This window comes from Oceanobacillus sp. FSL W7-1304 (assembly GCF_037969805.1).
In the GTDB taxonomy this organism is placed as follows: domain Bacteria; phylum Bacillota; class Bacilli; order Bacillales; family Amphibacillaceae; genus Oceanobacillus; species Oceanobacillus profundus.
Genome location: NZ_CP150211.1, coordinates 804,102 through 830,914 on the forward strand (window position 1 = coordinate 804,102; position 26,813 = coordinate 830,914).

The following is a 26,813-nucleotide window of genomic DNA, read 5'->3' on the forward strand; positions in this document are numbered from 1 at the left end:
TTGAGCAACCTTCCAAGGACTATTTGTTTTTATCCGTATTAATAATATCCTTTAATTCATCTAAAAAGACGGTAATGTCCTTAAATTGCCTATATACCGAAGCAAACCGAACATAGGAAACTTCATCAACCTTAGCTAATCTCTCCATTACTAGTTCACCAATTTCATGACTGGATACTTCGGACATGCCTGAATTACGCATCTCTCTTTCTACATCTAAAGCCAAGGCCTCCATTGTTTCTAATGGCACTGGTCGTTTCTCACATGCTCTAATAAGACCTCGTGTTAGCTTTTCACGGGAAAATTCCTGTCTTGCTCCATCTTTTTTGACGACAATTAGTGGAAGTTCTTCGACCCGTTCAAATGTAGTAAAGCGAAAACCACATTTCTCACATTCTCTGCGTCTTCTAATGGATCTTCCCTCTTCGATTGGTCGGGAATCTAAAACCTTTGTATTCTTATTTTGGCAATTCGAACATCGCATTTTCGTTCAACCCCATTCGTCCGTTCATTCACGCTCTTCGATACTTATCGTCGATTAAGGGCAATTCCGTATTCACCTTTTCATATAGCTGTGCAATTACTTTCGTACTATATCCTAAATCAAATGGCATAATCGATTCAGTCGTAACTGAAAAATCAATTGCTGTATGAAATGGTCTTACCATAATCACAGTTGCCACAATAAATACCTTTTTTCCCTTCGTGCGGTTTACACTTATTTCCCCGTGTTCCTGAGAAATTGCATTTACTTCATATGTTCCATGATTACTGAAATAGTTCTCTAATATCGCAAGTGCTTTTTCCTTCGTTGTCTTATAATAATGCGTTCGTAAAGCTGGATCAAAATGAGCCTCAGCTGTTTCCGCATGATTACTAAAATACTTTTTCAACGTATTGCCAATCGACATTTTTCGCACCCCAACCTGTAAGTTTTCTATTTGAACGTGTTTGTAGTACATTCTATTTTAACATGTTTTATATAATTCCACTAGTTGAACTCAAAAAGCGTATGGAAAGAAAGTCATTAATGATATTTTTTAAAGCTATGAAAATAAAAGATTGTATATAAATCGATTTTCTCATAAATAACATCTAGTAAAATTTTATTTTACACGATGAAACTTTACAATCAAGTCCTAGCTTATGATTTCAGCCTAAAAAAAACCGCTTCAACTTGAGAAGCGGGTGTTAACATTTTTTATGAAATTTTAACTTCTCGTTGATATAAATAGCTTCCAACATATTTTGTTAAGTCAAGTACCCTTTTCGAATATCCCCACTCATTATCATACCAAGCAATTATTTTTATTTTATTCTCACCCATAACAATTGTTGATAATCCATCAACAATTGCTGAGTAATCGGTAGTTGTATAGTCTATCGATACAAGCGGGTCCTCAGAATAGTGAACAATCCCTTTTAATTCGTTTTCTGCAGCTTCTTTAAAAGCTTGATTTACTTCCTCTGCCGTAACAGCAGTATGCACATCGACAACCAAATCAACAAGTGATACATTCGGTGTTGGTACACGTAAAGCCATACCATGTAATCTGCCCTTTAAATGTGGTAACACCTCGCCTAATGCTTTTGCTGCCCCTGTAGTTGTTGGAATTATCGATTGTGTGCATGCACGTGCACGGCGCAGATCCTTATGTGGGTTATCCAAGTTGTTCTGATCTCCTGTAAAAGCATGTACAGTCGTCATTAATCCATTATCGATTGAAAACTTGTCGTCTAACACTTTCACAATTGGTGCAAGACAGTTTGTTGTACAAGAGGCATTGGAAATAATGTCATCCTCGTCAGGCATATATGCTGCCTCATTTACACCAATTACAATCGTTTTATCCACCTGTTTTCCTGGCGCTGTTATGACAACCTTTCTTGCTCCTGCTTTCAAGTGCAATCCAGCACTTTCCTTTGTTTTGAACTTTCCTGTTGCTTCAATGACGACGTCAATATCCAAAGCTTTCCATGGAAGCTTTTCTGGTTCTCGAGAATTTACAAGCGTTACTTTTTTTCCGTTTACTTCAATCCCGTCATGAAGCGCTTCGACTTCCCCATCAAAAATTCCGTGAATACTGTCATACTTAATAAGATGTGCGAGTGTCTCAGGAGGATAGCTTGCATTGATAGCGACTACATCCAATTGATTATCTGCAATTGCTTGACGAAATACCATACGCCCGATTCTACCAAATCCTGTTATGGCCACACGAGTTTTGTTCATAAGAAACTTATTCCTCCCATATATGTTATACTTTTAATCTATTTTATATTAAATAGTATATCACATTATAACGCAATTGTGTCGCACAATTTCCCTGTTTTTTAAATATATTTCTGCATTTATGCTATTGTCTTGAACACTAAAACCCGGAAAATGGCTGTCCATTTCCCGGGCTTCTCTGTTAACGTATGTTCCACAAACTTAAAAGGTTTTTCAACTGCTCACGAGATTGTGCTATCGTTCCATTGTTATCAATGACAGCATCGGCTAACTTAGCCTTCTCTTTTATTGAAAGCTGGGAATTAATTCGCTCTCTCGCCTCTTCCTCTGTGAGCTCGTTACGTTTCATTAATCTTTCCAATTGAACAGCTTCATCCACAGCTACAACAATCGTACGATCAACAACTTTCGAATAGTCCCCTTCAAATAATAAAGGTACATCAAGCACGACACATTGTTCTCCCGCTTTAATATGAGCATCTTTCCGCTCGAAGATTCTTTCACGGATTGCTGGATGAATAATGCTATTAAGGAGCTTACGCTTTGCTTTATCTTTAAAAATAAGCGAGCCTAGTGCTTTTCGGTCGAGCGTCTGATTGGGAAGCAAAATTGATTCTCCAAAGACTTTTACAACCCGCTCATATGCTTCTTCACCGGGATTTACGACCTCTCTTGCAATTTTATCCGCATCGACTACTGGTATCTCGAAGTCTTTAAACATTTGTGAGACAGTGCTCTTTCCTGTTGCAATACTTCCTGTTAGACCAATAACCATTGCCACTTTTTTTCACCTCTTACAGCTTCTGACATGACGTACATATATGGGTTCCTCGCCCACCAATTTTCATTTTCGTAATCGTGTTACTGCAATTTTTACAAGCTTTATTTTCCTGTCCATAGACGTATAATTCTTGCTGGAACATTCCCATATCGCCCTGACCATTTACATAGGAACGTATAGTTGTGCCGCCTGCTCGAACAGCTTCTTCAAGTGTATTGATTGCTTGCTCGCGAATTGCTTTTACTTCTTTCTTCGATAGCTTGCTTGCCCTTTTTAATGGGTGGACACCGGCTCTGAATAAGGTTTCATCCACATATATATTACCAAGCCCGGTGACAATGGTCTGATCTAATAATGTTGATTTAATATAGCGATCTGTTTTTTTTAACTTTTGATAGAAATAATCCAATGAAAATGCTTCATCGAACGGTTCTGGTCCGAGCTGATTCAACGGTTTATTCAAAAACTCTTTTCCTCTAGGATAGACATGCATCGTACCAAATTTCCGTACGTCATTGTACCGGAGTTCTTCTCCATTCGTAAAACGGAAAGTAACATGGGTATGTTTTTTTATTGGTTCACTTGAATCGTATACACTATATTTCCCTTCCATACGTAGATGGGAAACAAGTACAACATCATCAAAGTAAAACATTAAAAACTTTCCTTTTCTTGAAAGCTCACGAATCGTTTGTCCTTGCAGCAAGGTTTTAAAATGCTCGGTATCATTTGGTTCTTTAATAATGTTTGGCCATTGTATATCTATCGTGTCAATCGTTTTATCTAATACAAATCGTTTGAGTGTATTTTTAATTGTTTCTACTTCTGGTAATTCTGGCATCTCGCTGTTTCTCCTTATTTTGCATCGAACCAGTTTGCTCCATATTCATAGTCCACTTTTAATGGAACATTTAATGAAACAGTCTGTTCCATCATTTCTGGTACGATTTCTTTCAATTTTTCTATTTCTTCCTTCGGTGCTTCTAAAATTAATTCATCATGCACCTGTAATAGTATTTTTGCTTGCAGCTTTTCTTCCTTTAATTTACCATCTAAATCGATCATTGCTTTTTTAATAATATCTGCTGCACTTCCTTGAATCGGTGTATTCATAGCTGTACGTTCTGCAAAACTTCTTAGATTAAAGTTGCGGCTCGTAATTTCAGGCAGATATCTTCTTCTTTTCATTAAGGTTGTCACATAGCCTTTATGCTTTGCTTCTTGGACGATTTCTTCCATATATTGCTTCACGCCCGGATAACTTTCAAAATAACGATCAATAAACTGCTTCGCTTCCTTTCTCGAGATTCCAAGGTTTTGCGATAGTCCATAATCGCTAATTCCATATACGATACCGAAGTTAACTGCTTTTGCTTGTCTTCGCATATTCGATGTCACTTCATCCATCTCTACATGAAACACATCCATTGCTGTCTGTGTATGAATATCGACATCCTCTTGGAAAGCTTTCACTAGCTTTTCATCATTTGCAATATGTGCAAGTACTCTTAGTTCTATTTGCGAATAATCAGCAGCAAACATAATCCAGCCTCCCTTTGAAGGAACAAAAGCCTGTCTTATTTTCCGCCCTTCCTCTAGTCGAATCGGGATATTTTGTAAATTCGGATCAACGGAGCTAAGTCTTCCTGTTTGTGTTAATGCTTGGTTATATCGTGTATGAATTTTATTCGTATCTTTTCTAACTACTTTTAATAGTCCTTCAATGTAGGTTGATTGAAGCTTTCCGAGCTGGCGATATAGAAGCAGTTTTGGAATAATTTCGTGCTCGTTTTGCAGCTGTTCTAATACATCGGCAGCAGTAGAATAGCCAGTTTTCGTTTTCTTAATCACTGGAAGCTGTAATTTTTCAAACAAAATAGGTCCAAGCTGCTTTGGAGAGTTCAAATTAAAATTCTCACCAGCAAGCTCATGTATTTCATTCTCTAATGTTTGCAGTCTTTCCTTTAAATCGACGCCCATTTCCTCTAAGCGACTAATATCCACCTGGACACCAACATGTTCCATTTCTGCAAGAATAATGGCAAGCGGCATTTCCAATTCTTTTAACAGCTCGTATTGCTCGTTTTCTTTCAATTCCTTAATCATTTCATCCTTTATCACATGCATCGTCATCGTTTTTCTGACAACATGTTCGGAAAGTACAGGCACTTCAGGTACTTTTAGCTTCGCGCCTTTTCCGTATACTTCCTCATCAAATAAAACATCTGTTTTTCCCATTCGATTACCGATTGCTGGAATATCATGATTATTTTCGGCTGGGTTGAGCAAATAAGAGGCAAGCAGCATGTCATATGTTATTCCCTGAATATGAATATTATTTCTCAGTAAAGCAACCATTGTTTTCTTTGCATCAAAAACAATTTTCTTTTTAGTACTGTCCTCTGCCCATTGCTTGAACAAATCGGATGCCAATGCAACCTCTGTCCGAATAAAATAAGCGCCATGTTCATTCACCATTCCAAATCCAATAATTTCTGCCTGATGGTAATTGTCATGAAGCATTTCCACAACAAATGACGTTTCATTGGCTAAGATAGACTCCGTTATTTCATCGGCAACAGTATACGTAATCTCATTCATTTCTGATTGCAGTTCCTCACCAGCTTCTACCTCATCATCAGAAACCCGATTTAACAATGACTGAAATCCAAGCTCTTTAAACACAGTACGAACAGCAGACTGGTCAAAGCCATCATAGGAAATATCATGAACTCCTATTTCAATCGGCGAATTGCGATTAATTGTGACAAGCTCTTTACTCATATATGCATCCTCTTGATGATTTGTAAGGTTTTCTTTTAATTTCTTACCACTTACATCATTCAAATGTTCATAAACTGCTTCTAATGTACCGTATTGCTTGATTAGCTTCGTTGCGGTCTTTTGCCCAACGCCCGGTACTCCTGGAATATTGTCAGAGCTGTCACCCATAAGCGACTTCAGATCAATAATCTGCTCTGGCGTAACCTCCATTTTTTCTAGCATATAGCTTGGAGTGTACTTCTCTATATCGCTAATCCCTTTTTTCGTTACATATACGGAAACATGATCCGAAACAAGCTGCAGCATATCCTTATCCCCAGAAATAACCGTTACTTCAAACCCTTCCTCATTTCCTTGATTTGATAACGTACCAATAATATCATCCGCTTCATATTGCTCGAGCTGATAATGCTTAATTTGAAATGCGTCGAGTAATTCCTTTAAGACTGGAAACTGCTCCGATAACTCTGGTGGCGTTTTCTGACGACCGCCTTTATATTCTTTGTACGTAGTATGGCGGAATGTCGTTTTCCCTGCGTCAAAGGCTACAAGTAAGTGTGTCGGCTTTTCTTCTTCTAAAATGCGCAACAGCATTGTTGTAAATCCATAAACTGCATTCGTATAAACACCCTTATCATTGTTTAAAAGAGGCAATGCGAAAAATGCCCGATAAATAATACTGTTGCCATCAATTAATACTAATTTTTTTGTCATGATAACCTCCAAATAAAGTGAATCTTCATTTAGTGGGGAGGTTCCTTCCTCTCCCGTCTTCACTTTTTTTAATTTCCACACGCTTATAAATGGGATTTTACATTGCGTTATTGTGTGATATATAACTCGCTGTTTTCATTTTATCATTGTAAATAAAGAAAGGAAAAAATTAAGTCGTTAGTCATAAATAAGTTAGTACTGATCATCTGTATTACTGTGATTCCTTGCTCTACGAAAAAACACCCTCAATGACATGAGGATGTTTATTTCGGTAAATACACATGAATTATTGTTCCTTGATTTACTTCACTTTCAACTTCTATCTTACCATCATGCACTTCAACAATATGTTTTACAATCGCTAACCCTAAGCCAGTTCCCCCTGTATTTCTGCTACGTGCCTTATCAATACGATAAAACCTTTCAAAAATCCGTGGGATTGATTTTTCGTCAATACCAATTCCAGTATCAGCGATTTTAATATGAATAAAATCAGCTGTTGAATCTAGACTAAGCTCAACCTTTCCATTTTCTGGTGTATAGTGAATAGCATTATCTAATAAATTAACAATAACTTGTTTAATTCGTTCCTTATCAGCCTTCATTTCAGTTTCTTCATCAACATTTATCAAAAGCTGCAATTTTTTTTCCATGGCTTTATGCTTTAATGCTGGAATTACTTCTTCAATTAGATCTTTTGCCTTAAAAGTATGAAGAACGAGTCGAAATCCATCTTTCTCTAACCTTGATAAGGATAATAAGTCTTCAATTAACAACTGAAGACGATGACTTTCATGGTAAATAATACCAAGAAATTCTTTCGTCGTTTCATCCTTATTTTCACCACTATCCAACAATGTTTCGGTAAAACCTTTGATGGAGGTAATTGGAGTACGCAGCTCATGTGATACATTCGCAACGAAATCTTTTCTAGTCTTCTCCATTTTCTTTAATTCCGTAATATCGTGCAGTACTAAAACAGCACCTTTTAATAGATTGCGTTCATTAAACATTGGTGCTCCAACAATTTCGAAATAGCTTTTATCTACTCCATGTGTTTGTGTGAAAGTTTCTTTGATATTTCGTTCATATAAAAACGTTTTTTGAACTGTTTCATGAATCGTTTCATTTTCAAGTACCTCATAATAAAGATGTCCCCGATATTCCTTTTCAGTTTTGCCAAACATCGTAATGAATTTTAGGTTTACCACATGGATAAATCCTTTTTCATCAATCAGTACAAGCCCACTTTGTATACTATCAATTAAAGTCGATAATTGTTCCGACTGCATCTGTTCTTGCATTGATATCGCGCTCATATTCCTTGCTAAAGTATTGATCTTATAGCTCAGTTCTTCTATCGCTTCATTGGATGAATTATGAAATCTAGCATTAAAATTGCCTTTAATAAATTCGTCAATCGTGTATGTGGCTTTTTGCACTGGCTTGACGTAATTCGTATATAAAAGGAACACAATAATCTGTATGATGATAAATCCAAAGAAAAGAACTGCGATTATTATAATCGGCTCATCTGCTGCTTGAAATAGGATAACGCCCATCGTAATAAAAGTTAACAGAACTGCAAACATATAAGGCCGGATAGGTACCGAAAATAATACTTTCATCAAGTAGGATCCTCCAATTTATATCCAAGCCCTCTTACGGTTTTTATATATACAGGTTTTTTTGTATTAGGTTCTATTTTATCCCTTAGGTGGCTAATATGTACATCGACTATCCTTGTATCACCAACGAAATCATAATCCCAAACACTGCTTAACAGCTGGTCTCTGGAGATAACTTTTCCTTTGTTTTTAGCAAGATGGAACAATAACTCAAACTCTTTTCTTGTAAAGGTAATAACATTTGAGTTCATTTCTGCTTCATAGCGTTCCGGATAAATTGTCAACTCACCAATTTTCAGTGAACTAAAATTTGGTTTATCATTTCTCGTACTTCTTCTTAAAATAGCTTTAATTCGTGCGACAACTTCTTTTGGGCTAAATGGCTTTGTTAAGTAATCGTCGGCTCCTAATTCCAGGCCTAGAACTTTATCAAATTCTTCATCCTTTGCTGTTAGCATTAAAATTGGTGTTTCGATTTTATTCATTCTTAGATGCTTACATACTGCCATTCCATCCATTTCCGGAAGCATTAAATCCAATACGATTAGGTCGTATTCATTTGTTTCACATTTAATAACTGCTTCCTTTCCATCATAGGCAACATCCGTCTGAAAACCAGCATTTTTTATATTATAATCCAGTAGCGTTACTATTGGTTTTTCGTCATCTACAATTAATACCTTCTGACTCATTTGAACATCCCCCATTTTGTTAGTAAACTTAGTATCGCCTGACTTTTGGACGATAGCTTAGTTGCATTTATGCGAGAAAAGAGAGTTGTATATTTTCTTTTCTGCCAACCATAATATTTACATTCTTATTTATCTTATCATTATTAATAGAAAACACATAACGAATAAAGGTTTGTAAACAAAATTTTACAATAGTTTCCGTATAATTAGCTTATTTTATGTGTTTTATTTTTAGCAGGGGGATTTAGCCGGAATATTGCGTGTTGTATTGGACAATAAACACGGTAACTAGTTCGCAGATCAAACGCAAAAAAAGCTCTGGCTACTTGATGGTAACCAAAGCTTTTTTCTAAGTATCGTTTTAATTTAGTACACCTAGTACGTTTTTAACAGAATCTGCTGATTTATCTAGTGCTGCTTTTTCTTCTGCAGTCAGATCTAATTCGATAATTTCTTCAATACCTTTCCCACCTAGAATTGTTGGTACGCCAAGGTAAATATCGTCATAGCCGTATTCTCCTTCTAGATAAGCAATTGCCGGAAGAACTCTACGTTGATCCTTTAAGATTGCTTCAGCCATAACTGTTAGAGAAGCAGCTGGTGCGTAGTATGCACTACCATTTCCTAATAGGTTAACAATTTCACCGCCGCCAGTACGTGTACGTTGCACGATTTCATCCAAGCGTTCCTTTGAAATTAAATTTTCTAATGGGATTCCACCAGCATAGGAATAACGTATTAGTGGAACCATATCATCACCATGTCCACCAAGTACAAAACCAGTTACATCTTTAACAGATAGATTTAATTCTTCTGCAACAAATGTACGGAAACGTGCTGTATCAAGTACACCTGATTGCCCAATGACACGCTCTTTCGGTAAACCAGACTCTTTAAATACAGTGTACGTCATCGCATCAACTGGATTTGTTAATACAACAATGGTCGTATCTGGAGAATATTTCACAATATCCTTTGCAACGGCTTTCATGATTTTCGCATTTGTATTCACGAGATCATCACGACTCATCCCTGGTTTACGCGCAATACCTGCAGTAATAATAACAAGATCCGAGTCTTTTGTATCCTCGTAATTTGAAGTACCAATAATTTTTGCATCAAAACCTTGAACAGGCGCTGCCTCTGCCATATCAAGCGCTTTACCTTTTGTAGGATCTTCCATGTTTGGGATGTCTACTAGGACAACATCACCAAGCTCTTTTTGTGCAATCATTAATGCTGTTGTTGCACCTGTAAAACCAGACCCAATAACTGAAATCTTTTTTCTTTGTAACCCCATCGTACATATCCCCTTTATTGTAGATTAACAGATTAGAATCACTTTTCACCCGTTCATAGCGGATTGGCGAACAGGGAATTCATCTCCCTATTCGCCACCAAAATCACGTTCAGCTCCAGCTCCCATCGACTAGCGAGACTTCCTTCACCTCCGTACGATAAGTCAACATCGGCTTCCTACGGTCGCCGTGTTTCCTTTATCTCCTCCGGCAAAGTCCAGTCCGTACGTCGCTAACCGGGCGCTTCCGCTTTTGTGCATTACTTAGCCATATTCTTGATTAATTCTTTACCAAATTCGGAGCATTTAACTTCTGTTGCGCCATCCATCAGACGCGCGAAGTCATATGTTACTACTTTAGAAGCAATTGTTTTATCCATAGAATTTGTAATTAAATCAGCTGCTTCTCTCCATCCAAGATGTTCAAGCATCAAGACTGCTGAAAGGATAACAGATGAAGGATTCACTTTATCTAGTCCTGCATATTTCGGAGCAGTACCGTGTGTAGCTTCGAAAATCGCATGTCCCGTATCATAGTTAATGTTCGCTCCTGGCGCAATACCGATTCCGCCAACCTGTGCTGCAAGTGCATCAGAAATGTAATCGCCATTTAAGTTCATTGTTGCAACAACATCAAACTCTTTCGGACGAGTTAGAATCTGTTGAAGGAAAATATCTGCAATTGCATCTTTAACAAGGATCTTGCCTTCAGCGATTGCATCATCTTGTGCTTTATTTGCAGCATCTTTGCCTTCTGCTTCAACTAAGCGATCGTATTCAGCCCACGTAAATACTTTATCACCGAACTCTTCTTCAGCTACTTCATAGCCCCAGTTTTTAAATGCACCTTCTGTAAATTTCATGATGTTACCTTTATGTACTAAAGTAACACTTTTACGTCCTTCTGTTAACGCATATTCAATTGCTGAACGAACAAGACGCTTCGTGCCTTCTTCAGAAACTGGCTTAATACCAATTCCAGATGTTTCAGGAAAACGAACTTTATTGACGCCCATTTCGGACTTTAAAAATTCAATTACTTTTTTAACTTCGTCAGTTCCTTTTTGCCACTCGATTCCAGCATAAATGTCTTCCGTATTCTCACGGAAAATAACCATATCTACATCTTCTGGACGTTTAACTGGTGATGGAACACCTTCAAAGTAACGGACCGGACGAAGACAAGTAAATAAATCCAGCTCTTGACGAAGTGCAACATTCAATGAACGAATTCCTCCACCAATTGGAGTTGTTAATGGCCCTTTAATCGCAATTTTATATTCATTAATTTTATCTAGTGTATCCTGCGGCAGCCATTCGCCAGTTTTATCGAAGGCTTTCTGGCCAGCGTACACTTCTAGCCATTCAATTGTTTTCTCACCATCATATGCTTTTTCAACTGCAGCTTCAATAACTTCGCTTGCTGCTGCCCAGATATCTGGACCAGTTCCATCTCCTTCGATGAAAGGAATGATTGGAGTGTTTGGTACATTCATTTTCCCATTTTCTACGATAATTTTTTCTCCTTGTGCCATAAAAAAACCTCCTAAATATATTCAATAAGAATAGCCGGATTACCCAGCTATATTCTTAATCTAATTATTAGCCACGCTTGTTTAATTCGACATAATCCTGTAAGTCAGGACCAATATATTCCGCGCGTGGGCGAATCAGACGATTATTATCGTACTGTTCTAAAATGTGTGCCAACCAGCCTGATGTACGGCTTACAGCAAAAATCGGCGTGAATAAGTCATGGTCAATTCCTAAGCTATGATAAACTGATGCACTATAGAAATCTACGTTCGCTGGGAGACCTTTATTTTCTTTTATATAATCTTCAATTTTAACAGACATATTGTACCATTTCTCTTGCTTGGTCAATGTCGTTAATTGCTTAGACATTTCTTTTAAATGTTTTGCACGCGGATCACCGTTACGATATACACGATGCCCCATACCCATAATTTTTTCTTTGTTTGCTAATTTTTTCTCAACATATGGAATGGCATTTTCTTCTTCGCCAATTTCACTCAGCATTTTCATTACATTTTCATTTGCTCCGCCGTGCAATGGACCTTTTAAAGCGCCAATTGCAGCAGTAATACCTGAATAGATATCGGATAAAGTTGCTACACATACTCTCGCTGTAAAAGTAGAAGCATTCAGCTCATGATCTGCATGCAGGACGAGTGCCTTGTTAATAGCTTCTATTTCAATCGCATCTGCTTCTTTTCCATTAAGCATATACAGGAAATTCTCTGCATAGCCAAGGTCAGCTTTCGGCTTTACCGGCTCTTGACCATTACGGATTCTCGAAAACGCAGCTACAATTGTAGCAATTTTGGCTTGAATGCGAATAGCTTTACGTTTATTGGCTTCTGGTTCCATAATATCTGATTCATCATCATACAATCCAAGTAGAGAAACAGCAGTACGCAATGCTGCCATCGGATGAACAGTTGATAAATCATAGGAGCGTAAATGATCAATAACCTCTTCTGGAATCTCCATGTTTTTAGCTAGTTCCTGTTTTACGTTTTCCAACTCTGCTTTTGTCGGCAGCTTCAGATTCCATAGTAAATAAATGACCTCTTCAAAACTTGCATGCTCAGCTAAATCATCAATACGATAGCCTACATAAGATAGCTGATCATCTATAATGGAACTAATGGACGATTGAGTTGCGACAATACCTTCTAACCCCTTTGTAGATGTTGTCATAGTAAACCCTCTCCTTTTTTTAAAGTAATTGTAGCATTTGGTTGAAATGTACAATGTTAACGACAATAATAACCATCCTTATAATCTAGTTATTGTGATACTAAATGGTAATAGCAGATTATATTCACCCCAGTACATATATCTACTATTTGAATAAAGTAATTCTATTATTGTCCAGCCCAAAATCTATTATAAAGTATTATGACTAGAAAGTGAATTGAAACCGTTTAACATTTAAATTTTTTGACTTCAATCATCCGATATTTATCGGGATTTAGTCGGTAATTAAATATTTTACTTGAATTTCGAAAATGCATGTCTATTTCAACAGCATTTATCATATGTAACTATAGTACAGGCTTTCAACTATTTGCAATTTCTAGTCGTTAAATTGGGGGAGCTTTCCAATGCAAAAATTTATTCTACTGCAACTAATCCGATTTTTGATTGTACTTGGCGCTCTATTTACAGTCTACCTTATTTTCATGCATACTTTCAAATTTATCTATCCAATACTTATTACATGTATCCTGTCCTTGTTAATATACCCATTAGTCGTTTTTATTGAAACTAAGCTAAAGTTTCCAAGGCCACTCGCTATAACCGTCGTTATGCTCGGTTTATTATTGTTTTTTGTTGGGATCGTGTTATTAGTTATAACAGAGGTATATCAAGGTACTGCCTATTTAGCCGTAAAGATTCCGAGCTATATACAGACATTCGTTTCATTTTTTGAAGCCTTTTTCAATACCAACATTCTTCCACTCTATGAAAAAATAATTTCTTTCTTTCATTCCCTTGATAATGAACAGCAAACGACAATACAAGACTATATAAGCTCCATCACAGGCTTTATAACATCAACCGGTTCAGACATGCTCCAAAATAGTTTAGCTAAAATTCCTGAAATTCTTGCGGTTGTTCCTGGTTCATTAACAACACTGACATTTATTCTATTAGCAACTTTTATGATGACCAATGACTTAGAAAACATTAAACGGATTGCTTCGCGTATACTTCCTGGTACAGTCAGACGGTCTACTTACGATTTTTTTCATCATGTTAAACTTGCCATTACCGGCTATTTACGTGCACAGCTATTGCTTATCTTTATTTCAGCTTGTATTATCCTTACTGGGCTCATGATTTTACGTGTAGAACATGCATTAACGATTGCGCTTATAGCTGCCGCTGTTGACTTAATTCCTTATCTTGGGACAGGCATCATCTTCATTCCTTGGATCATCTATTTATATGCTGTATCTGACTATTCCCTCACAATTGGGATAACCGTACTCTATATGGTCGTTATTATTTCAAGGCAAATTCTTGAACCTAAAATTCTTTCATCGAGTATTGGTGTTCACCCACTTATTGTACTGACAACGATGTTTTTTGGAATGCAGCTTTGGGGGATTGCAGGACTCTTTGTGGCACCAATAGTGACGGTTTTAGGAAATGCGATCTACCAAGCTGGGATTTTTCAAGCTCTGTGGAATTTTATTAGAGGATAATTCATCTACCATTTTCGGTAGATGATTGTTCCACCTTTTGCCAATTTTAACAATAATGCACGAATCGAGTCTTTAAATAGCTTTCTTGAGAAGGGAAGCACTAAAATGAGTCCGACTGTGTCCGTAATGAATCCTGGGGCAAATAAAAATACCGACCCAATCAATATACAAATGCCATCCATTAGTTCTTCAGTTGGTGCCTGGCCCTTGCTCATTCTTACTTGGGCTCGCTTCCACGTCTCCATTCCATGGTGTTTAGCAAGTAGGATTCCTAAAGCTCCAGTCAGAATAATGATACTTATAACCCACCATGGACCGACCATGCCACCTACCCAGATAAAAACACCGATTTCCATCGCTGGAATGAATAGAAGTAATAGGAATAGCCAACGCATAAAGAACACTCCCTTCTAAGCTTATTTTATCATGAATTTATAAAATCTTCTTTTCTAAACGATTTGCAGATGAACAGCCTTTAGAAAAATAGAAGCCGGCATTATGCCAGCTTCTATTTCAAGAATGGAGTTATCCGAAAACATCTAACTGTTTACAGTACGGATGCATGTCCTTTATAAATATCGCCCTTTGCACCATCTACTGTAATGTCAGAACCTTCTTCAAGTGCTGTAAAGACGTCTTTTACGCCAACGATTACTGGAATGCCTAAGCTCAAGCCAACAACTGCAGCGTGTGACGTTAAGCCGCCTTCTTCCGTAATAATTGCAGCAGCTTTTTCAATTGCCGGCATCATTTCACGTTCTGTGCCATACGTAACTAGAATATCTCCTTCTTCTACTTTTGTTAGAGCTTCTTCATTTGACTTAGCAAATACAACTCTACCATACGCTGTACGTTTCCCGATACCTTGTCCTCTGGCAATTACATCGCCAATAACATGAACTTTTAACAAGTTCGTTGTACCACTCTCACCTACCGGAACGCCAGCCGTTATAATCACTCTTCCACCACGTTTACACATGTTCGTGCTTAACGCTTTATCAATTGCAACATCTAGCATTTCATCTGTTGTGTTTGTTTGTTTACCAATCACCGGGTGTACACCCCAAACTAGAGAAAGCTGACGCGTAACGTGTGCAGCAAATGTCACAGCTAGAATAGAAGCCTTTGGACGATATTTGGAAATCATTCTTGCTGTATGTCCACTTTCAGTTGGTGTAATGATCGTATCAACGTCCAAATTCATCGCTGTATGTGTCACCGATTGACTAATTGCTTCTGTGATGGTCATATCTACATTTTTCGAGCGTTCATTTAAAATAGATTTATGTTCCAATGCTGACTCTGCCTTCAATGCAATATTACTCATCGTCTGTACGGATTCAACCGGATATGCTCCAGCAGCCGTTTCTCCAGAAAGCATGATTGCATCTGTGCCGTCAAAAATCGCATTCGCAACGTCAGATGCTTCTGCCCTTGTTGGACGAGGATTACGTTGCATCGAATCAAGCATTTGTGTAGCAGTAATAACTGGCTTACCTGCATTGTTGCATTTTTTAATAAGCTCTTTTTGTACAAGTGGAACGTCTTCTGCTGGGATTTCTACACCAAGGTCTCCACGTGCAACCATTAGCCCTTCACTGACCTCTAGAATACTGTCGATATTGTCGACACCTTCTTGATTCTCAATTTTAGGTATGATTTGAATGTGTGACCCATTGTTTTTTTCTAAAACTTCTTTTATTTCAAGGACATCAGATGCACGACGTACAAATGAAGCAGCGATAAAGTCAACGTCTTGCTCAATTCCAAACAGAATATCAGCCGTATCCTTGTCCGTAATCCCAGGTAGGTTCACCGAAACATTTGGTACGTTTACACCTTTTTTATTTTTGATGACACCAGAGTTCAATGCTTTCGTTACAATTTCACCCGCACTCGCATTTACTTCGATAACTTCTAATTCAATTAGTCCGTCATCAAGTAAAATTTTCGAACCCGGATGTACATCATGCACTAAACCGTCGTAAGTAACGGAAAACCTCTCAGCAGTCCCTTCTACTTCGAGCATTGAAATAACGACCGTATTTCCTTGTACAAGATCAGCAAAGCCATCTTTAAAATTCCCTGTTCTTATCTCTGGCCCTTTTGTATCCAATAAAATTGCGACAGTTTTGTTTTTATTTTCGGCAGCTTCTCTTATGTTTTTAATTCGAGCGCCATGCTCTTGGAAATCACCATGAGAAAAATTAAGTCTAGCTACATTCATTCCTGCATCGATTAACCTTTCTAAAGTTTCTATTGACTCAGAAGCAGGTCCAATCGTACAAACGATTTTCGTATTTCTCATTAATTTTCTTCCTCCCTGAACGTTTTACATAGTTTAAATAACCAAACAATGCGATTAACTTTAGCCTTCCTAATTAGATCGATAACTCTTTCGAAAGGTTGTACATTTCTTCATTAATTGTATGGGATTGTGCAAAGATTTCATCAAACGGGTAACTTACCAAATTGTTATTTTGAATTCCTACCATCTTGCCACCCTCGTTGTCCATTAGCAATTCAACTGCTTTAGCACCTAATCTACTTGCTAGAACACGGTCTGTAGCCGTTGGGGACCCACCGCGCTGAATATAACCTAATACGGTAACACGGGTTTCAAGCTGTGTTGTTTCTTGAATTCGCTCTCCAAAATCAAACCCGCTTCCAACGCCTTCTGCCAGAAGAATAATACTGTGCTTCTTACCACGGTCATGACCGCGTTTAAGTCGGTCGACAATTTCTTCAAAGTCTTCTTTCTTCTCTGGAATCAGAATGCTTTCTGCTCCTCCAGCAAGACCGGCCCAAAGTGCTAGGTCACCAGCATCTCTACCCATTACTTCAATGATATACGTACGCTCATGTGATGTTGCGGTATCACGCACTTTATCAACTGCTTCAATTATCGTATTTAGTGATGTATCAAATCCAATTGTAAAGTCTGTACCGGAAATATCGTTATCAATCGTTCCAGGCACACCAATACATGGAAACCCTTTTTCCGTTAACTTTTGGGCACCGCGGAAGCTTCCATCGCCACCGATAACAATCAAACCTTCAATTCCAAACTTTTTTAATTGCTCAATTCCTCGCATTTGACCTTCTTCTGTTTTAAATTCTTCACTTCGAGCCGAGAATAAAATCGTACCGCCGCGTTGAATAATATCTCCCACTGAACCAAGATCCATCTGTTCTATATTACCTTCCATGAGACCTTGAAAACCATTTTTAATCCCATACACCTCTAAATTATGATAAATCGCTTTTCTGACAACCGCACGGATTGCAGCGTTCATCCCAGGGGCATCTCCGCCACTTGTCAACACACCTATTTTCTTCATGTTTAGTTCACCTCATGTCAAACGAAATTTGCTCTATAACTGTACTATACCCTTTAAAGATAAATAAAAACAGCGCAAATAGCAATTAATATCTTGTTTATTAAAGATATTTTATATTTTTACAACCACAATAAGAGACTGATACTATAAAATATCAGTCTCAACTAATACAGTTAAGAAATGGATGTTCAAAAGTCCGCAAAAAGGATGTATCGAATTACTTGCTCCTTTTCAGCTTCCGTTTGAGCAAAAGTTAAAGCACTTCAAATTCACCCATTTGTTTATATTTTTCCCATCTATTCTCGATTAATTCATCATCTGTCAATGTCTGGAGATTTGTAAGGGATTGCTTTAATACCTCATCGATATACGCTGCCTGCTGTTCTAGGTTTCGATGTGCGCCACCTTTTGGCTCTGGAATAACATGGTCAACAATGCCTAATTTTTTCAAGTCATAAGATGTTATTTTCATTGTTTCCGCAGCACGCTGAGCAAGGCCTGCATCCTTCCATAAAAGCGCAGCAGCCCCCTCAGGTGAAATAACGGAATATGTTGAGTTCTCAAGCATCAGTATACGATCACCAACACCAAGTCCCAGCGCACCACCACTTCCACCTTCACCGATAACGATACAAACGATTGGTACCGTTAAACCAGCCATTTCCATTAAGTTTTTTGCAATTGCTTCACTTTGTCCACGTTCCTCAGCAGCTTTACCTGGATAAGCACCTTTCGTATCAATAAAGCAAACGATTGGACGATTAAACTTTTCTGCTTGCTTCATATGGCGTAATGCTTTTCGATACCCTTCTGGGTGTGGCATTCCAAAGTTTCTGCGAATATTTTCTTTTGTATCTTTTCCGCGCTGATGACCAATTACGGTTACTGGGATTTCATTATAATATGCAATACCAGCTACAATCGCCTCGTCATCTCCAAAAAATCGATCGCCATGAAATTCTATAAAGTCGGTGAACAACTTATCAATGTAGTCCATTGTTGTGGGACGCATCGAATGACGAGCCATCTGCACACGATCCCATGGCTTCAGGTTGCCATAAATATCATTCTCTAAAATAGCCAGCCGCTTTTCCAGCGTTTCAATTTCCGCTGTTAAATCAATTTCACTATTCGCTGTGAAATTTTTCAATTCGTTTATTTTTTCTCTTAAATTCACGATTGGCTTTTCAAACTCGAGTATTTGATTCACTTTTATTCCACTTCCCTTCTGTGCATTGCAACCAGCTTGGAAAGCAATTCTTTCATCTCATGACGGTGGATCACTTTATCCAATTGACCATGCTTTAATTGGAATTCTGCAGTTTGGAAATCATCCGGCAGCTTTTCGCGGATGGTCTGTTCAATGATTCTTCTTCCAGCAAAGCCAATTAACGCACCTGGCTCAGCAAAATTATAATCTCCAATGGAAGCAAAACTAGCAGAAACCCCACCAGTTGTCGGATGGGTCATAACAGAAATCATTAATCCGCCAGCATCGCTGAATCGTTTAATTGCAATCGACGTTTTCGCCATTTGCATTAAACTAAGCATGCCTTCTTGCATCCGAGCACCACCAGAAGCTGTGAAAATAATAAAGGGAATCGATTCTTCTTTCGCATTTTCAATAGCACGTGCGATTTTCTCACCCATCGCAGATCCCAAACTTCCCATGCGGAAGCTAGAATCCATCACAGCAAAGGCAACAGGATGATTTACTATCATTCCTTTACCAGTGACTACTCCTTCATTTAACGTCGTTTTCTCACGGTCCTTTGCAATCTTCTCTTTATAACCCGGAAAATCGAGTGGGTTTCCTGAAGTTAGACCCTTGTCCCATTCCCTGAAAGTTCCTTCATCAAATAAACTATCAATCCGCTCCCAAGCAGTCATTGGGTGATGATAGCCGCAATTTGGACAAACATTTAAAGACTTCTTCATTTCTTTTCGATAATATATTTTATTACAACCATGGCATTTTTGCATAAGTCCCTCTGGAACATCGATTTTTGATTGTTCACTTGGAATGGTTGCATATTTTCTTCTCTTGCCAAAAAAATCTTTAAGCAAGGTTATTCCCCCTTCACAACTTACATCAACATAATAGTAGAGTTTGTCCAAAAAGTCTGGTAAAAATGACACATCTGAGAACAGCAGATCTTCGACTTACTTTCGGCTAACATAATCACCATATCCTGTAGAAGCTCGTTGACGATAGAGCCACCTCTACTAAGAACGTACAAGTCCTGTGGACAACGCAGAAGTCAGCACATCCTGTGCAAGCCAGGTACGGGGAGCTTCGCCGCCTTGAAATTCGACGTACAGGACGTGCTAGTGTCGGCGTTGCAATAAAGCACTTTGATGGGAAGAGCAATCGCAGCCACTGGACGTTGCGAATTTAGCTGACCTCGATCCATTTCATCATTTTTTTGAACACGCATATACATACCTATTTAAATCATTTTATTCATCATAACGGCTAGTAGTTAAAAAGAGTGTCAAAAACAGTCGAGGGAAAAAATTCCTCTCAACTGTTCACCTTCACTTGGCCCCGAAAATAATGGATCAATGGATTCATAATCTCTTTCACTGTAGTGTTTAAGTAAAGTATTATAGAAAGATTCCTCAAAATGGTATACACAAACAGCATGTGAAAACTCATCCATTAGCGACCATATTTTCATTAACAATAGATTTTCCGTTTTCTCAAATAAATATTTAAAAAAGGCACGATGTTTTGTAAGTGGATTACTACTATTTACATCAAGTATTGCTTTTAATTCCTGTATATCAGATACACTGATTCGGGCAAAAGCTAACTTTGCTGCTTCCTTTTCCAAAATTTTCTTCGTAAAAGTTAAATCATCTTTCATATTATCTTGCCTTAAAATAAAGGATGATAATAACTCTACAGTTTGAAAGGAGCGATATTCCCTTAAGTAGGTGCCTTCGCCATGTCTCGTTTCTACAAGACCAATAAGCTCTAACGCCCGTAATGCCTCCCTAACAGATGACCTGCCAGCATTAAGTCTTTCAGAAAGCTCTCGTTCAGATGGAAGCTTGTCCCCCGGATTTAGATTATTTCTCTCAATATATCGTTGTAATTCCTTGATTACTTCCTGATATACCTTTTGTTTAATTGAAAAGGACAAAAATAACACTCCACTCCTAGAAAACCGTCTATTTCTTAACTCCGGTTAAACTTCGCGTTTTTTCAGCTACTTCATTCGGATCTATCTTGATTCGAGCTACACCTGAGTCCATTGCAGCCTTTGCAACATCTGCTGCCACTAATGGGGCAACACGCGCATCAAATGGTGACGGAATCACGTAATCCTCTGTGATTTCATTTTCTTCAATTAGGGATGCTATTGCATTTGCAGCAGCAACCTTCATTCGTTCATTTATTCTTGTTGCTCGCACATCTAATGCACCTCGGAAAATACCAGGAAACGCAAGCACATTATTCACCTGGTTTGGAAAATCCGATCTTCCTGTACCAACCACGCGTGCACCGGCCGCTTTTGCATCCTCGGGCAGAATCTCTGGATCGGGATTAGCCATCGCAAAAATAATGGCATCTCTATTCATTGTAGAAACCATTTCCTTTGTAAGCGCACCGCCAACAGATACACCAATAAAGACATCAGCACCCACTAGAACTTCCTCCAATGATCCCTCTACTTTATTGATATTCGTAAATTTAGCAACTCTATCTTTCACACTATTCATACCATAGGTTCTACCTTCAAAAATAGCTCCTTTTGAGTCACACATAATCATATCCCTTACACCGAAGCTCTCTAATAAGCGAATTATTGCAATGCCAGCTGCACCTGCACCATTTGCTACTACTTTAATTTCAGAGAAATCCTTTTCAACAAGCTTCAATGCATTGATTAAACCTGCAACTGTAACAATAGCTGTTCCATGCTGGTCATCATGGAAAATCGGGATATTTGTTTCGTCTTTTAAGCGTTCTTCAATAATAAAGCAATTTGGTGCTGCAATATCTTCTAAGTTTACTCCACCAAATGTTGGTTCTAACAATTTAACAGTTTGGACAATTTGATCTACATCATGTGTTGCGAGACAAATCGGAAATGCATCTACACCTGCAAATCCTTTAAATAACACAGCTTTCCCTTCCATTACTGGCATTGCAGCTTCAGGTCCAATATTACCAAGGCCTAACACGGCTGAGCCATCACTTACTACGGCGACCATATTCCCTTTCATTGTGTAATCGTAGACTCGATCGTTACTTTCATAAATTTCTTTACAAGGCTCTGCTACACCAGGGGAATACGCTAGACTCAAATCTGCCGCATTATTAACAGGAACCTTTGATTGGATCTCCAATTTCCCTTGCTTTACCCTATGCATATGTAACGCTTCATCTCTCAAGCTTGCCATTTTAGATTACTCTCTCCTTTTTGATGTAGAAATTGTATTATATCCTCAGTATGTCTTGTTGTATAATATCCCAAACAAACATAACCAGCTAAAATAAAGTAGAATAATTGCCTTTAATAAGCTTGCTGGCTTTTGTTTGATTCAATAGTGGTCAGACCACCAATAACTCCTCTATTATAACAGATGCATCTCACCTGTAAAGTGATAATCATGCGTTACGGTGAGACCCTAAACAAGCTAAGCACTGAAACGATGCTTTAAGTGCTTCCTATAATTAGCATCCATTTCAATGCCATAAATACTTACAATCTCAAACTACTTCACACTTCTCGATTTTGCAAAACAACATTTTCATTCCCAAAATACCGTTTTAGCATATTTAAACAACTTTTGTCGGGATAGAGGCAATAAGATTCTGCTAGCTGATAAGATTGTTTTTTTTGTTCATCATAAAGAATAATCGATGCGCCACCAGGATAACGTTCCGCTACCTTCTCGATAAGTTGCAGTGCTTGTTGATTCGTCATGTTCACCACTTTAATAAATAGACGCTGTTTATAATCTGACTGTAATGTTTCTTGATGAAATGGCTTGACGGAATTGATTACCATTTGTAGCTTATTATTTCTAGATTCTACTTTCCCTTCCAGACAAACGAGCATTTCTTCTTGCAGCCAGGAGCTTATCTCTCGGAATACATCAGGAAAAATAACGGCTTCCATTTCCGCCTGCTCATCATCAATCGTCAGAAATGCCATTTTATCCCCTCGTTTTGTTCGAATAACTCGTATCGCTTGAATAATTACCGTTACGTCTAAATTTCGCTTTCCAAGCATTTTAGCTGCTTGTCTAAGTGTGACATGACCATTAGCTCGCAGCTGCTTCCTAAATTCCTTTATCGGGTGACTCGAAACATACATGCCAAGCAGCTCTTTTTCATCTGCTAATTTCTTAACTTGACTAAAGTCATCGATCTCAACATATTTGGCATCTAGCTCGATTTGATCCTCAAAAAGACTAGACCCACCAAAAAATTCTTTAAAAAGCTCTCCCTGCTCCATCGCTTGTTCTATTGAAGCAAGTAAACTTGCGCGATTGGAATACGTTTCATCAAATGCCCCAGCAATAATAAGATTTTCGAGTGTTTTTCGATTAACGAGCTTTGGTGAGGTACGAAGGCAGAAATCGAATATATTTTTAAATGGTCCTGCTTTTCGCGCGCGAATAATTTCGCCAATTGCTTGATTACCTACCGACTTAATCGAGGTAAGTCCCATCCGAACTTTTTTGTTCTCCACACTGTATTTCCCGAAGCTCCGATTAATATTAGGTGGTAATAGTTCAAGTCCAAGCGCTTTTAGTTCTTGCATATAGAGATGCAGTTTATCGTATTGACTTCGAGAAGCACTTAATAATTCCGCAAAGAAGCTTGCTGGATAATGTGCTTTCAAGAAGGCGAGCTGATAAGAAATCTTACTATAGGCAACCGCATGGCTTCTTGGGAATCCATAATTTGAAAATTTAACAATCCAGCTAAATATCTCTTCAGCAACACTTCGCTCGTAACCATTGTTTAGACAACCTTGAATAAATGCTTCTTTTTGTGCATCCATAACATCTTGCTTCTTTTTACTTACTGCACGACGCAGCATATCGGCCTCACCAAATGTAAAACCTGCAATTCGATTAGCAATTTGCATGATTTGCTCTTGGTAAACAAGCACACCAAATGTATGGGCAAGAATTGGCTTTAAATCAGGATGTGGGTAGGTTACTTCTTCCTTCCCATGTTTTCGCGCTATATATACCGGAATAAAATCCATTGGACCTGGGCGATACAAGGCGTTGACTGCTACTATATCTTCAAAACTGCTAGGCAAAAGTTCAGTTAGTACCTGTTTCATTCCTTGGGATTCAAGCTGAAACACACCATTTGTTTGCCCATTTCGTAATAATTCATAGGTACGGGTATCGTTTTCAGGAATTTCATCAAGTGAAATCGGGTTAGCACCTGTATAAGCTATCGACTGAATAACCTTCTCCAATAAGGTTAAATTCCGAAGCCCAAGGAAATCCATTTTTAATAAGCCAATTGCTTCTAAATCATTCATTGGAAATTGGGTAAGATGTGTATCGGTCGCACCTTTTGTTAGTGGAACATGTTCCTTTAACGGTTTCTCACTAATAACCACGCCTGCTGCATGGGTCGAGATATGACGTGGCAGTCCTTCAAGCTTCACAGCTACAGCAAATAACAGCTTTAATTTAGGAGATGTTTTGACATAACGATACAATTCTTCCGATTCCTTTACGAGCTCTGGGATTCTTTTTGTTGACTGCAGCGGAATTTCTCTTAGCATAAAGCTAGCATCCTGCCCGTCCACATCCATTGTTTTTATTAATTCTCGAATTAATGAACGGGCAGCAAAGGTACCGAATGTAATGATTTGCGCAACATGTTCCCTGCCATATTTTTCTTGGACATACGTGATAACCTCATCACGCCTCGCATCTGAAAAATCGACATCAATATCTGGCATTGTTTGTCTTTCAGGGTTTAAAAATCGTTCAAATAATAGACCGTATTCCATTGGATCGACGTCTGTAATACCTAGTATATAGGCAACAATCGAACCAGCTGATGAGCCCCTACCAGGTCCCACAACAATCTGATTTGCTTTTGCATATCCAATAAAGTCCGCTACAATCAGAAAATAATCGCTAAATTCCATGGATTGAATCACACGGAGCTCATAGGAAAGTCGCTTTTTTATAGGATCGGTTAAAGATTGGTACCTTTCTTTTACTTTTGCCCAGCATAATTTCTCTAGATAATCAGCTGCACTTATTTCTTCAGGTACAGGAAATGATGGCAGCAGACGCTGTTCAAAATCGATCGTAACATTACACTTCCCTGCGATTGCCTCTGTTTCAGCAAGCACCTCCGGCCAAAAGGAACCAAATAAACTTTCCATTTCCGTTTCGGAACGAAGATGTCTATTTTTAATGGTGGAATCCGCAATCTTCATTCCCCACTGTTTTCCCGTTTTCATCGCTTGGAGACAATCAAAAGCCATGGCATCCTTTTCATCAAGATAAATGACATCATTAATCGCCGTAACCGGAATACGGGATACTTTATGAAATTCTTTTACCAGTGTAAATATCGACTCGTCTCTCTCCTGCAAACCAAGGTAGAAGTCACCTTGGGCAAATAATGCTTGCCACTTTTTGAAATAACCGGCAATACCTGCATGTGTTTGGTGTTGAAAAAGCTGCGTTATTTTATCATGTTGAACTGGTACAATACAAATCAATTGACCAGCTGCCTGCTGTATTGCCCCTAAGTCGATGCCATTTATAGAATCCTGCTGAATAGTTGTACTAAGTTTGATTAACTGGTGATAACCAGCATTATTTTTCGCTAATAAGATACATGGAATAACTTCTTCCTCATTGTCCAGTAGTCGTACAGACATTCCAATAATTGGCTTAATTCCATAGCTCTTACATGCACGATAGAATGGAATAATTCCATACAGCACTTCTTCATCCGTTAATGCAAGCGCATTAAAATTTAATTTATGTGCCCGCTCGACCAATTTAGGAATCGTTATTGTACTATTCATCAAACTATAGCCGCTTTTAACCTGTAAATGTGTGTATGACATACTATCCCGCCTTTTCTTTCTAACTATTATTATAACAACCATTTTCGAACATGCATACGCTTTTGCATTCTTTTCTTAGCATAACTCGTCCGAGACAATCATAAAATGTATAGACCATGCCTCAAAGGAGTGCATAAATAATGGAAGAACGGTTTTTTGCTGCATTTATTTCGTGCTTTTTTATTGCTCTCGGTGTAATTATTGGAGGATCTTTCATCGGCAGTATCGGGGATTTCGCAACGGGCGATGCCCCACTTACATCAATGGGACGAATTGCTGACCGCTTGCGAATTTGGGCTATTGTTGCGGCAATTGGAGGTACCTTTGATGCGATTGCAAACTTTGAAAAGGGATTAACAGATGGATCTACAATCGATTTCGTTAAGCAAGTTTTACTTATTCTGTCTGCTATGGGTGGTGTAAAAACTGGCATCATCATTATTGATTGGTTTTTACAAAAGGGGAGCCCGTAATGCATATTCCACCATATCATAAAAAGCCTTCCTGGCAACTTTTTTTCGCAGGTGCATTCATTGGGGGTATTATTGCATACTTCATCCTGATTTATATGTACGGCACGATGTACGAGGAATTATTAGCGGAAAATCTCGAACTGTCATCGCAAGTAAATGACTTGAAAGAACAGAATGCAGCATTGCTGCAAGACAAGGAAGATTTAAGTGAAAAATCCGAAGAGCCATTAACCATTAACTCTATTTCCGTTACGATTGTTGATGGCGAGAGACTGAAGCTGGACCGACTCATTGAACATCAGCTGGAGGAGATGGTTAAGGAACAAATTAGCCATATAATTGGACAAGAAATTTCGATTATAGATAAGAGCGATCAATTGCTTCAATCTACAATAGAGAATAAAGGATTTACCATTGATGATTTCACCTACTATTTTGAGGTGAAGAAATTAACGATTTCAACGGACTTAAAAATAGAGATAATCCCGCAATTGTCAAATTAATTTGTATTTTTCGTGACACATCGAACAATCGTATGGATTTCCTTT

At 38.2% G+C, this 26,813-nt stretch carries 22 protein-coding genes; 3 read left to right on the forward strand and 19 right to left on the reverse strand.

What is annotated here, in order from left to right:
- Positions 1-19: 19 nt before the first annotated feature.
- The 11 genes from nrdR to citZ form a co-directional block, all read right to left on the reverse strand.
- A complete protein-coding gene (gene nrdR, locus NYE61_RS04175) occupies positions 20-484 on the reverse strand; it encodes a transcriptional regulator NrdR (protein WP_303447406.1) in 465 nt (154 codons plus the stop codon).
- Between the two features lie 28 nt (positions 485-512).
- Positions 513-962 carry a cytosolic protein gene (locus NYE61_RS04180; protein ID WP_339316910.1) on the reverse strand — a complete coding sequence of 150 codons (450 nt, stop codon included), beginning with the start codon at positions 960-962 and terminating at the stop codon, positions 513-515.
- Positions 963-1,201: 239 nt separating this feature from the next.
- Positions 1,202-2,233 (reverse strand): glyceraldehyde-3-phosphate dehydrogenase, encoded by a 1,032-nt coding sequence (locus tag NYE61_RS04185; RefSeq protein ID WP_303447408.1) that lies wholly within the window; start codon positions 2,231-2,233, stop codon positions 1,202-1,204.
- Positions 2,234-2,414: 181 nt separating this feature from the next.
- Positions 2,415-3,014: a dephospho-CoA kinase gene (coaE, locus tag NYE61_RS04190; protein ID WP_303447409.1), complete on the reverse strand. Its 600-nt coding sequence runs from the start codon at positions 3,012-3,014 to the stop codon at positions 2,415-2,417.
- Positions 3,015-3,027: 13 nt separating this feature from the next.
- The gene (gene mutM, locus NYE61_RS04195) at positions 3,028-3,855 is read right to left on the reverse strand and encodes a DNA-formamidopyrimidine glycosylase (protein ID WP_095307307.1); all 828 of its coding nucleotides are present in this window, start codon (positions 3,853-3,855) and stop codon (positions 3,028-3,030) included.
- Between the two features lie 14 nt (positions 3,856-3,869).
- Entirely contained in the window at positions 3,870-6,512 is a 2,643-nt protein-coding gene (gene polA / locus NYE61_RS04200) for a DNA polymerase I (RefSeq protein WP_303447410.1), read from the reverse strand.
- A 263-nt stretch (positions 6,513-6,775) separates the two neighbouring features.
- On the reverse strand, positions 6,776-8,140 hold the full coding sequence (locus tag NYE61_RS04205) for an ATP-binding protein (protein ID WP_303447411.1): 1,365 nt from the start codon (positions 8,138-8,140) through the stop codon (positions 6,776-6,778).
- Complete coding sequence (locus NYE61_RS04210) at positions 8,140-8,832, reverse strand: response regulator transcription factor (protein WP_095307311.1); 693 nt, start codon at positions 8,830-8,832, stop codon at positions 8,140-8,142. The genes NYE61_RS04205 and NYE61_RS04210 overlap by 1 nt, the downstream gene beginning before the upstream one ends.
- 361 nt (positions 8,833-9,193) lie before the next feature.
- Complete coding sequence (gene mdh / locus NYE61_RS04215; RefSeq protein WP_095307312.1) at positions 9,194-10,132, reverse strand: malate dehydrogenase; 939 nt, start codon at positions 10,130-10,132, stop codon at positions 9,194-9,196.
- A gap of 257 nt (positions 10,133-10,389) precedes the next feature.
- Positions 10,390-11,664 (reverse strand): NADP-dependent isocitrate dehydrogenase, encoded by a 1,275-nt coding sequence (icd, locus tag NYE61_RS04220; RefSeq protein ID WP_095307313.1) that lies wholly within the window; start codon positions 11,662-11,664, stop codon positions 10,390-10,392.
- A gap of 67 nt (positions 11,665-11,731) precedes the next feature.
- Positions 11,732-12,853: a citrate synthase gene (gene citZ, locus NYE61_RS04225; protein WP_095307314.1), complete on the reverse strand. Its 1,122-nt coding sequence runs from the start codon at positions 12,851-12,853 to the stop codon at positions 11,732-11,734.
- A gap of 407 nt (positions 12,854-13,260) precedes the next feature.
- Between citZ and ytvI the strand changes: the two genes are divergently transcribed.
- Positions 13,261-14,367, forward strand: coding sequence for a sporulation integral membrane protein YtvI (gene ytvI / locus NYE61_RS04230; RefSeq protein ID WP_095307316.1), 1,107 nt, complete (start codon positions 13,261-13,263; stop codon positions 14,365-14,367).
- Positions 14,368-14,372: 5 nt separating this feature from the next.
- On the opposite strand, the gene NYE61_RS04235 is transcribed toward ytvI, so the two are convergent.
- From NYE61_RS04235 to dnaE, 8 genes are all read right to left on the reverse strand, one after another.
- Positions 14,373-14,762 carry an FxsA family protein gene (locus NYE61_RS04235; protein WP_303447414.1) on the reverse strand — a complete coding sequence of 130 codons (390 nt, stop codon included), beginning with the start codon at positions 14,760-14,762 and terminating at the stop codon, positions 14,373-14,375.
- A 152-nt stretch (positions 14,763-14,914) separates the two neighbouring features.
- Positions 14,915-16,675 (reverse strand): pyruvate kinase, encoded by a 1,761-nt coding sequence (gene pyk, locus NYE61_RS04240; protein ID WP_095307318.1) that lies wholly within the window; start codon positions 16,673-16,675, stop codon positions 14,915-14,917.
- A gap of 73 nt (positions 16,676-16,748) precedes the next feature.
- Positions 16,749-17,708, reverse strand: coding sequence for a 6-phosphofructokinase (gene pfkA / locus NYE61_RS04245; RefSeq protein ID WP_095307319.1), 960 nt, complete (start codon positions 17,706-17,708; stop codon positions 16,749-16,751).
- Positions 17,709-17,961: 253 nt separating this feature from the next.
- Positions 17,962-18,918 carry an acetyl-CoA carboxylase carboxyl transferase subunit alpha gene (gene accA, locus NYE61_RS04250; protein ID WP_303447415.1) on the reverse strand — a complete coding sequence of 319 codons (957 nt, stop codon included), beginning with the start codon at positions 18,916-18,918 and terminating at the stop codon, positions 17,962-17,964.
- A gap of 2 nt (positions 18,919-18,920) precedes the next feature.
- Positions 18,921-19,775, reverse strand: a complete 855-nt coding sequence (accD, locus tag NYE61_RS04255; protein ID WP_095307322.1) for an acetyl-CoA carboxylase, carboxyltransferase subunit beta — start codon at positions 19,773-19,775, stop codon at positions 18,921-18,923.
- A 428-nt stretch (positions 19,776-20,203) separates the two neighbouring features.
- A complete protein-coding gene (locus NYE61_RS04260) occupies positions 20,204-20,857 on the reverse strand; it encodes a GntR family transcriptional regulator (protein ID WP_095307323.1) in 654 nt (217 codons plus the stop codon).
- Between the two features lie 28 nt (positions 20,858-20,885).
- The gene (locus NYE61_RS04265) at positions 20,886-22,121 is read right to left on the reverse strand and encodes a malic enzyme-like NAD(P)-binding protein (RefSeq protein ID WP_095307324.1); all 1,236 of its coding nucleotides are present in this window, start codon (positions 22,119-22,121) and stop codon (positions 20,886-20,888) included.
- A 320-nt stretch (positions 22,122-22,441) separates the two neighbouring features.
- The gene (dnaE, locus tag NYE61_RS04270) at positions 22,442-25,792 is read right to left on the reverse strand and encodes a DNA polymerase III subunit alpha (RefSeq protein ID WP_303447416.1); all 3,351 of its coding nucleotides are present in this window, start codon (positions 25,790-25,792) and stop codon (positions 22,442-22,444) included.
- 140 nt (positions 25,793-25,932) lie between these two features.
- Here dnaE and NYE61_RS04275 point away from each other — a divergent pair, with 140 nt between their 5' ends.
- Both NYE61_RS04275 and ytrI read left to right on the forward strand, forming a co-directional pair.
- Complete coding sequence (locus NYE61_RS04275; protein ID WP_095307327.1) at positions 25,933-26,265, forward strand: YtrH family sporulation protein; 333 nt, start codon at positions 25,933-25,935, stop codon at positions 26,263-26,265.
- Positions 26,265-26,768, forward strand: a complete 504-nt coding sequence (ytrI, locus tag NYE61_RS04280; RefSeq protein ID WP_095307328.1) for a sporulation membrane protein YtrI — start codon at positions 26,265-26,267, stop codon at positions 26,766-26,768. Before NYE61_RS04275 ends, ytrI begins: the two co-directional genes overlap by 1 nt.
- Positions 26,769-26,813 lie beyond the last annotated feature (45 nt).

Bases quoted from the DNA above. Each gene is read 5' to 3' on its own strand.
- ytrI (WP_095307328.1), top strand. From the start codon at position 26,265: ATGCATATTCCACCATATCATAAAAAGCCTTCCTGGCAACTTTTTTTC.
- nrdR (WP_303447406.1), bottom strand. From the start codon at position 484: ATGCGATGTTCGAATTGCCAAAATAAGAATACAAAGGTTTTAGATTCC.
- citZ (WP_095307314.1), bottom strand. From the start codon at position 12,853: ATGACAACATCTACAAAGGGGTTAGAAGGTATTGTCGCAACTCAATCG.
- NYE61_RS04185 (WP_303447408.1), bottom strand. From the start codon at position 2,233: ATGAACAAAACTCGTGTGGCCATAACAGGATTTGGTAGAATCGGGCGT.
- NYE61_RS04265 (WP_095307324.1), bottom strand. From the start codon at position 22,121: ATGGCAAGCTTGAGAGATGAAGCGTTACATATGCATAGGGTAAAGCAA.
- pfkA (WP_095307319.1), bottom strand. From the start codon at position 17,708: ATGAAGAAAATAGGTGTGTTGACAAGTGGCGGAGATGCCCCTGGGATG.
- pyk (WP_095307318.1), bottom strand. From the start codon at position 16,675: ATGAGAAATACGAAAATCGTTTGTACGATTGGACCTGCTTCTGAGTCA.
- icd (WP_095307313.1), bottom strand. From the start codon at position 11,664: ATGGCACAAGGAGAAAAAATTATCGTAGAAAATGGGAAAATGAATGTA.
- dnaE (WP_303447416.1), bottom strand. From the start codon at position 25,792: ATGTCATACACACATTTACAGGTTAAAAGCGGCTATAGTTTGATGAAT.
- mdh (WP_095307312.1), bottom strand. From the start codon at position 10,132: ATGGGGTTACAAAGAAAAAAGATTTCAGTTATTGGGTCTGGTTTTACA.
- NYE61_RS04180 (WP_339316910.1), bottom strand. From the start codon at position 962: ATGTACTACAAACACGTTCAAATAGAAAACTTACAGGTTGGGGTGCGA.
- NYE61_RS04275 (WP_095307327.1), top strand. From the start codon at position 25,933: ATGGAAGAACGGTTTTTTGCTGCATTTATTTCGTGCTTTTTTATTGCT.
- NYE61_RS04235 (WP_303447414.1), bottom strand. From the start codon at position 14,762: ATGCGTTGGCTATTCCTATTACTTCTATTCATTCCAGCGATGGAAATC.
- mutM (WP_095307307.1), bottom strand. From the start codon at position 3,855: ATGCCAGAATTACCAGAAGTAGAAACAATTAAAAATACACTCAAACGA.
- NYE61_RS04205 (WP_303447411.1), bottom strand. From the start codon at position 8,140: ATGAAAGTATTATTTTCGGTACCTATCCGGCCTTATATGTTTGCAGTT.
- ytvI (WP_095307316.1), top strand. From the start codon at position 13,261: ATGCAAAAATTTATTCTACTGCAACTAATCCGATTTTTGATTGTACTT.
- polA (WP_303447410.1), bottom strand. From the start codon at position 6,512: ATGACAAAAAAATTAGTATTAATTGATGGCAACAGTATTATTTATCGG.
- NYE61_RS04210 (WP_095307311.1), bottom strand. From the start codon at position 8,832: ATGAGTCAGAAGGTATTAATTGTAGATGACGAAAAACCAATAGTAACG.